The sequence below is a fragment of the Pseudomonas sp. F01002 genome (assembly GCF_004402115.1).
In the GTDB taxonomy this organism is placed as follows: domain Bacteria; phylum Pseudomonadota; class Gammaproteobacteria; order Pseudomonadales; family Pseudomonadaceae; genus Aquipseudomonas; species Aquipseudomonas frigoris.
On the sequence record NZ_SOPU01000027.1, the window covers coordinates 81456 to 88556 of the forward strand.

Annotated in this window: 10 protein-coding genes; all 10 read left to right on the forward strand. The window is 58.1% G+C overall.

The genetic code is table 11. The features are described from left to right. The first annotated feature begins 48 nt into the window (after nucleotides 1-48). The 10 genes from E3W21_RS23280 (at nucleotide 49) to E3W21_RS23325 (ending at nucleotide 7076) form a co-directional block, all read left to right on the forward strand. Entirely contained in the window at nucleotides 49-1023 is a 975-nt protein-coding gene (locus tag E3W21_RS23280) for a KpsF/GutQ family sugar-phosphate isomerase (protein ID WP_129438476.1), read from the forward strand. Then, entirely contained in the window at nucleotides 1023-1547 is a 525-nt protein-coding gene (locus tag E3W21_RS23285) for an HAD family hydrolase (RefSeq protein ID WP_134422004.1), read from the forward strand. The genes E3W21_RS23280 and E3W21_RS23285 overlap by 1 nt, the downstream gene beginning before the upstream one ends. A gap of 7 nt (nucleotides 1548-1554) precedes the next feature. Next, nucleotides 1555-2127 (forward strand): LPS export ABC transporter periplasmic protein LptC, encoded by a 573-nt coding sequence (gene lptC / locus E3W21_RS23290; RefSeq protein WP_129438478.1) that lies wholly within the window; start codon nucleotides 1555-1557, stop codon nucleotides 2125-2127. Continuing rightward, nucleotides 2114-2662, forward strand: coding sequence for a lipopolysaccharide transport periplasmic protein LptA (gene lptA, locus E3W21_RS23295; protein WP_129438480.1), 549 nt, complete (start codon nucleotides 2114-2116; stop codon nucleotides 2660-2662). Before lptC ends, lptA begins: the two co-directional genes overlap by 14 nt. After that, nucleotides 2662-3387: an LPS export ABC transporter ATP-binding protein gene (lptB, locus tag E3W21_RS23300; protein WP_033057997.1), complete on the forward strand. Its 726-nt coding sequence runs from the start codon at nucleotides 2662-2664 to the stop codon at nucleotides 3385-3387. The genes lptA and lptB overlap by 1 nt, the downstream gene beginning before the upstream one ends. A 184-nt stretch (nucleotides 3388-3571) precedes the next feature. Then, nucleotides 3572-5065, forward strand: coding sequence for an RNA polymerase factor sigma-54 (locus E3W21_RS23305; RefSeq protein WP_046045855.1), 1494 nt, complete (start codon nucleotides 3572-3574; stop codon nucleotides 5063-5065). Between the two features lie 74 nt (nucleotides 5066-5139). Further along, a complete protein-coding gene (hpf, locus tag E3W21_RS23310) occupies nucleotides 5140-5448 on the forward strand; it encodes a ribosome hibernation-promoting factor, HPF/YfiA family (RefSeq protein ID WP_007941242.1) in 309 nt (102 codons plus the stop codon). Between the two features lie 12 nt (nucleotides 5449-5460). Beyond that, on the forward strand, nucleotides 5461-5925 hold the full coding sequence (gene ptsN / locus E3W21_RS23315) for a PTS IIA-like nitrogen regulatory protein PtsN (RefSeq protein ID WP_008150761.1): 465 nt from the start codon (nucleotides 5461-5463) through the stop codon (nucleotides 5923-5925). A 2-nt stretch (nucleotides 5926-5927) separates the two neighbouring features. Beyond that, nucleotides 5928-6785, forward strand: a complete 858-nt coding sequence (gene rapZ / locus E3W21_RS23320) for an RNase adapter RapZ (RefSeq protein ID WP_134422005.1) — start codon at nucleotides 5928-5930, stop codon at nucleotides 6783-6785. A 15-nt stretch (nucleotides 6786-6800) separates the two neighbouring features. Beyond that, nucleotides 6801-7076 (forward strand): HPr family phosphocarrier protein, encoded by a 276-nt coding sequence (locus tag E3W21_RS23325; RefSeq protein WP_033058002.1) that lies wholly within the window; start codon nucleotides 6801-6803, stop codon nucleotides 7074-7076. Nucleotides 7077-7101: the final 25 nt, after the last annotated feature.

Here is a 7101-nt window from a genome sequence, read left to right on the forward strand (position 1 = left end):
ATTACCGTTATAATCGCCGCCTTTTCATCAGGCTATACGATTTCTGACATGAGCCAATCCAGCGACCTGATTCAATCTGCCCAACGCACCATCCGCCTCGAACTGGAAGCCGTACAAGGCTTGTTGCCCCGTATCGACGCAGATTTCGTACGCGCTTGCGAGATGATTCTGGCCAGCAAAGGGCGCGTGGTCGTGGTCGGCATGGGCAAATCGGGGCACATCGGCAACAAGATCGCCGCCACCCTGGCCAGTACCGGCACCACGGCCTTTTTCGTGCACCCGGCCGAAGCCAGCCACGGTGATATGGGCATGATCACCCGCGACGACATCATCCTGGCGCTGTCAAACTCCGGCTCCACCAATGAAATCGTCACCCTGCTGCCGCTGATCAAACGCCTGGGCATTCAATTGATCAGCATGACCGGCAACCCTGACTCACCGCTGGCGAAGGCTGCCGAGGTCAACCTCAACGTGCACGTCGAGCACGAAGCCTGTCCGCTCAACCTGGCACCGACCTCGTCGACCACTGCCGCGCTGGTCATGGGCGACGCCCTGGCCGTTGCGCTGCTGGAAGCCCGCGGTTTTACCGCTGAAGATTTCGCCTTTTCCCACCCCGGCGGCGCGCTTGGCCGACGCCTGCTGCTGAAAGTGGAAACCGTCATGCACGCCGGAGCAGAACTGCCCCAGGTGCAACGTGGCACGCTACTCAAGGACGCCTTGATGGAAATGACCCGCAAGGGCCTGGGCATGACCGCGATTGTGGAGGCCGACGGCAAACTGGCCGGGATCTTCACCGACGGCGACTTGCGCCGAACCCTTGACCGGACCATCGACATCCACCATACGACCATTGACGAGGTCATGACCGTTCACGGCAAGACCGCCCGTCCCGATATGCTGGCAGCCGAGGCCCTGAAAATCATGGAAGACCATCGAATCAATGCGCTGGTAGTGGTGGACAAGGAGGACCGTCCGATCGGCGCCTTCAACCTGTCCGATCTGCTGCGTGCAGGAGTAATGTGATGAGCACCGACCTGCTGCAACGCGGCAAGAACATCAAGCTGGCGGTTTTTGACGTCGATGGCGTACTGACCGATGGACGCCTGTACTTCCTCGAAGACGGCAGCGAATTCAAGACGTTCAACACCCTCGACGGCCAAGGCATCAAGATGTTGATGGCAGCCGGTGTGCAGACCGCTATCATCAGCGGCCGCAAGACCCCGGTGGTCGAGCGACGAGCGAAGAACCTCGGTATTCCACACGTGTACCAGGGGCGCGAAGACAAACTGGTGGTGCTCGACGAGCTTCTCGCCCAACTCAACCTAAGCCATGAGCAAGTTGCCTATCTCGGCGACGACCTGCCAGACCTGCCGGTGATTCGCCGCGTCGGCCTGGGCATGGCGGTGGCAAACGCTGCCAGTTTCGTCCGTGAACACGCCCACGGCATCACCCAGGCCCGCGGTGGCGAGGGTGCCGCTCGCGAATTCTGCGAATTGATCCTGCGCGCGCAGGGCCGCCTTGATGCGGCAAACGCCGCGTACCTGTGAGCCAACTATGCTGAGCAAAAAGTTTCGCAAATTCCTGGTGTTCGGTTGCATCGCAGCGATATTCGCGGCGGTCGGCTACTGGAACATCAGCCCGGAACGCTTCCTCGATCAGCCGGTGGCAAAGATCGATGAAACTGCGATCGACTATTACGCGATCAACGCCCACAGCGTGCAATACCTGCCGGACGGCAAACTGCAATACGAAATGACGTCCGACAAGGTTGAACACCTGAAAGCCACCGAAGTGACGCTGTTGACCAATCCCGACCTGAACATGTTCCGCGGCACCGAGTTTCCGTGGCATATCCAGAGCGAGCACGGCGAAGTGAATCCCGACGGCACTCAGGTCGAACTGATTGACTCGGTGCGCATCACGCGCTTCGACGAGAAAAACCGCAAGACCCTGATTACCAGCACCCGCATGACAGTGTTCCCGCAGCAGCAATATGCGCAGACCGAGCAACCCGTTAGAATCGACGGCGCTGGTGGTGTGTCGACTGGCAAGGGAATGAAAGCGTATTTGAAAGAAAGCAGGATACACCTGCTATCGAACGTAAGAGGACAGTATGAGGCTCGTTAAAACCCTCCCTATTTTGCTCGGTCTGAGCGCAGCACTGGGAAGCGTGAGCGCCTGGGCTCTGCCGACCGATCAAGCGCAGCCTATCCGCATCCAGGCCGACGACGCCCAGCTGGACGACAAGAATGGCATTGCCACCTATAAAGGTGACGTGATCATCACTCAGGGCTCGATGATCGTTAAAGGCAATACTGTGACCATCACCCGCACCCCGACCGGCGACATCGACGTGGTGACTTCGGTGGGCAACCTCGCCTATTTCGAGCAACTGCAAACCCAGGGCGACACCAAGCCTGTTCAGGGCTGGGGAGTGACTATTCAGTACCACGCCTCGCAAAACCGGGTCGTACTGATCGATCGTGCCAAAGTCATCGACAAGGACAACAACGTCACCCAAGGCGAGAAAATCGTCTACGACACGGTCAAAAAGCTTGCGAGCGCCGGTCGCGCGACGGGCAACAAGGTCACCGAGTCGCGTCCGCGCATTGACATGGTGATCCAGCCGAAGAAGAAAACCGACGAGCAAAAGGCCCAGTAATGGCAACTCTGAAAGCTCAGCATCTGGCCAAGAGCTACAAGAGCCGCCAGGTCGTGCGCGATGTCAGCCTGTCGATCGACAGCGGTCAGATCGTCGGCCTGCTGGGTCCCAACGGCGCCGGCAAGACCACCTGCTTTTACATGATTGTCGGTCTGGTACAGGCCGATCAGGGTCGCGTACTGATTGACGACATGGATGTCAGCCACCAGCCTATGCACGGTCGTGCGAAGGCCGGTATCGGCTATCTTCCGCAAGAAGCATCGATCTTCCGCAAACTCTCGGTAGCCGACAACATCATGGCGATTCTCGAGACCCGCAAGGAACTCGACAAGGCCGGTCGTCGCAAAGAGCTGGAAAGCCTGCTGCAGGAATTCCACATCAGCCACATTCGCGACAACCTCGGCATGAGCCTGTCCGGTGGTGAACGCCGCCGTGTGGAAATCGCCCGGGCACTGGCCACCAACCCGAAATTCATCCTGCTCGACGAACCATTCGCCGGCGTGGACCCGATTTCGGTGGGCGACATCAAACAGATCATCTATCACCTCAAGGCCAAGGGCATTGGCGTGCTGATCACTGACCACAACGTCCGTGAAACCCTGGATATCTGCGAAACCGCCTACATCGTCAACGATGGCCAGCTGATCGCCGAAGGTGACTCTGCCACCATCCTGGCCAACGACCTGGTCAAGGAAGTGTATCTGGGCCATGAGTTCCGCCTGTAAGCACTGAGGTGTCTGGCTGGTTGCTCGGGCGCTTGTCTCGATAAAAAATCAACATTTTTTTATTGTTACAGCGCTCTAGGCAAACGCTGCAGTTTCGGGCATATAATTTGCTTATGTTTGGCGCTCCGGCGCCCTGTAGTGGATGGCGCATGTGCGCCGGCGAATAAGGTGTTAAGCCCCTGCCATGAAACCATCGCTAGTCTTGAGAATGGGCCAGCAGCTGACGATGACACCGCAGCTGCAACAGGCCATCCGCCTGCTCCAATTGTCGACCCTGGACCTGCAACAGGAAATCCAGGAGGCCCTGGAGTCCAATCCGATGCTCGAACGCCAGGAAGAAGGCGACGACTTCGATAACGCCGACCCCTTGGCCGATAAAGCCGAACAGCAACCCAACGTCGACATTCAGGAACCTTCCTACCAGGAAACCGCCCCGACGGTGGATAACCTCGAGGAAGGCGACTGGAACGAGCGCATCCCCAATGAACTGCCCGTCGATACCGCGTGGGAAGACGTCTATCAGACCAGCGCCAGCAGCCTGCCGAGCAACGATGACGACGAGTGGGACTTCACCACCCGGACATCGGCCGGCGAAAGCCTGCAAAGCCACCTGCTGTGGCAACTGAACCTGGCCCCGATGTCCGACACCGATCGCCTGATCGCCGTGACCCTGATCGACTGCATCAACAATCAGGGCTACCTGGACGAAACCCTCGAGGAGATTCTCGAAGCCTTCGACCCGGAACTGGACATCGAACTGGACGAAATCGAAGCCGTCCTGCACCGCATCCAGCAATTCGAACCCGCTGGCATCGGTGCCCGCAATCTGGGCGAATGCCTGCTGCTGCAATTGCGTCAGTTGCCCGCCAAGACGCCCTGGCTGGTCGAGGCCAAACGCCTGGTCACCGACTATATCGACCTGCTCGGCAGCCGCGATTACAGCCAGCTGATGCGTCGCATGAAGCTCAAGGAAGACGAACTGCGCCAAGTGATTGAACTGGTGCAGAGCCTCAACCCGCGCCCAGGCTCGCAAATCGAGTCCAGCGAAGCCGAATACGTCGTTCCTGACGTGATCGTACGCAAGGACAACGAACGCTGGCTGGTGGAGCTGAACCAGGAATCCGTGCCACGACTGCGGGTCAATGCTCAATACGCCGGTTTCGTGCGCCGCGCCGACACTAGCGCCGACAACACCTTCATGCGCAATCAGTTGCAAGAGGCCCGCTGGTTCATCAAGAGCCTGCAAAGCCGCAACGAAACCCTGATGAAAGTAGCCACTCAGATCGTCGAGCATCAACGCGGCTTTCTTGAATACGGCGACGAAGCCATGAAACCGCTGGTCCTGCATGACATCGCCGAAGCGGTGGGCATGCACGAGTCGACGATTTCACGGGTGACCACGCAGAAATTCATGCATACCCCACGGGGCATATATGAACTGAAATACTTTTTCTCCAGCCACGTCAGCACCTCCGAGGGCGGTGAATGCTCGTCCACGGCGATCCGCGCGATCATCAAAAAACTGGTTGCCGCGGAAAATCAGAAAAAGCCGTTGAGTGACAGCAAGATCGCTGGTTTACTGGAGGCACAAGGCATTCAGGTGGCTCGCCGCACCGTCGCCAAGTACCGCGAATCCCTCGGGATCGCGCCTTCGAGCGAACGCAAGCGGTTGATGTAGAGCCACGCCACAGCGTTCCAGTGGCAGGCATTTCTGCCTGCCGCTTTATGCACTGGCAACGAAGGAGAAGCTGTATGCAAGTCAACATCAGTGGACACCAACTGGAAGTGACCGAACCTCTTCGCACCTACATCGGCGAAAAACTCGAACGATTAGAGAGGCATTTCGACAAGATCACCAACGTGCAAGTCACGATGACGGTCGAAAAGCTCAAGCAGAAAATCGAAGCCACGCTGCATATTCCCGGCAATGAAGTGGTCGCAAACGCGGAGCATACCGATATGTACGCGGCGATCGACGCACTGACCGACAAGCTGGATAAACAACTCAAAAAGCATAAGGAAAAGACCCAAAGCCTCCTCCAGGGCGCGACCGGTCGTTAACACTCCCAACCCATGATCCGACTTGAAAGCATCCTGACCCCCGGCCGTTCCCTCGTGAACGTGCCGGGCGGCAGTAAAAAGAAAGCCCTCGAGCAAATTGCCAACCTTATCCACAAAGAAGTGCCGGATCTGGAGATGCAAGATGTCTTCGAGGCTCTGATTGCCCGTGAAAAACTCGGCTCAACCGGTTTTGGCAATGGCATCGCCATTCCCCACTGCCGCCTGAAGGGCTGCACCTCGCCCATCAGCGCCCTGATGCACCTTGATGCACCCATTGATTTCGACGCCATCGACGGTGCCCCGGTTGACCTGCTGTTCGTTCTGCTGGTCCCGCAAGCCGCTACCGATGCGCACCTGGAGTTACTGCGCCAGATCGCCAGCATGCTCGACCGCAAGGAAGTGCGCGAGAAACTGCGCAGTGCCCCGAGCAATGAAGCCTTGTATCAGGTTGTCCTGGACGAGCAAAACGGTCACTAATCATGCGCTTGATCATCGTCAGTGGCCGCTCCGGCTCAGGTAAAAGTACCGCACTCGATGTTCTCGAGGACAACGGCTACTACTGCATCGACAACCTGCCCGCCGGTCTGTTGCCGGAACTGGCCGAACGTGCGTTGATTCACACCGAGCTGGCACAACCGCTGGTTGCCGTATCCATCGATGCGCGTAACTTGCCGAGTCACTTGTCGCGGTTTCCCGAATTGCTGGAAGAAGTGCGCAGTCGGCATATCCAGTGTGATGTGCTTTATCTGGACGCCGACGAAGAAACCTTGCTCAAACGTTTCTCGGAAACCCGCCGTCGTCACCCGCTAAGCAATGCCAATCGCTCGCTGGCCGAAGCCATCGACGATGAGACCGCCCTGCTCGGGCCGATTGCCGACCTCGCCGATCTCAAAGTAAACACCACCAACCTGAACCTGTATCAGCTGCGGGATACCATCAAGCTGCGCCTGCTGAACCAGCCGGAACCCGGTACGGCGTTCCTGGTGGAGTCTTTCGGCTTCAAGCGTGGCATGCCGGTGGACGCTGATCTGGTGTTCGACGTGCGCTGCCTGCCGAACCCTTACTGGAAGCCAGAGTTGCGCGATCAATCCGGGCTCGACCAACCAGTTGCCGAGTACCTGGCGGCACAGCCGGACGTCGAAGAGATGTTCCAGGACATCTCCACCTACTTGCTCAAGTGGCTACCACGCTTCGCCGCCAGCAACCGCGCTTATGTCACCATTGCCATTGGTTGCACCGGCGGCCATCACCGCTCCGTCTACCTGACCGAACGTCTGGGCCAGGCCCTGCAAAAATCCCTGAAGAACGTCCAGGTTCGCCACCGCGACCTCAGCTAAAGGATTCACACCGCGATGCCTGCTCTGGAAATTGAAATCATCAACAAGCTGGGCCTGCATGCCCGCGCTTCTGCAAAATTCGTTGGCGTCGCCGGTGAGTTCAAGGATTGCACGATCAGAGTAGGACGCACGCCGGAATCCACGGTCGACGGAAAAAGCATCATGGCAATGATGATGCTCGCTGCAGGCAAGGGCACCAAAATCCACCTGAGCACCGAAGGTGAACAGGCTGATGAGGCGCTGCAGGCATTGGTTAATTTGATCAATGACTACTTCGGCGAAGGCGAATAACGCTCGCCCTGTAGCAACTGCCGAA